We start from the raw sequence: 425 nt of genomic DNA on the forward strand, positions 1-425 counted from the left end.
ACACCAGTCCATCGCTCCTGGCATTCGCAGCGGTGCGCAGGATCATGTAAGGCTTGCCGTCCTGTGTGGCGGCAAGCGACCAGCTGAAGGCCATCTTGCCTGATGCGTCCTCGATGATCTGCGAGACGTTGCAGACCTTCTTGCGGGCCTTGAGGTTCTCGTCGCAGATCAGTGTCCAGTTATCGAATGGGCGGATGGTGCGCTGATAGTCGCCGAGCTTCACCTCGGGCGGCACCACCACGTCCGAAGGTTTGATCCTGTAGGTCGACGCAACCTGCCCGGCGGCCGGCACGAGGCCGCCGCAGAGTGCCAGGCAGGTCAGGGCAACAAGTCCTTTCATTCCTGCCTCAGTTCAAGGTGAAGCTGATGCCGGCGCCGACACCGACATGCCCACCCGCGGCCGTGCCCGACAGATTGCCCCGGAT

The 425-nt window shown here is 62.8% G+C and carries 1 protein-coding gene; it reads right to left on the reverse strand.

All coding sequences use genetic code 11. From position 1 onward, the window contains the following. The coding region (locus EN906_RS36990) for an invasion associated locus B family protein (protein WP_206529306.1) at positions 1-340 on the reverse strand (340 nt) is incomplete at its 3' end. Positions 341-425 lie beyond the last annotated feature (85 nt).

Origin of the sequence: Mesorhizobium sp. M7A.F.Ca.CA.004.06.1.1, assembly GCF_003999135.1 — a bacterium.
Classification (GTDB): domain Bacteria; phylum Pseudomonadota; class Alphaproteobacteria; order Rhizobiales; family Rhizobiaceae; genus Mesorhizobium.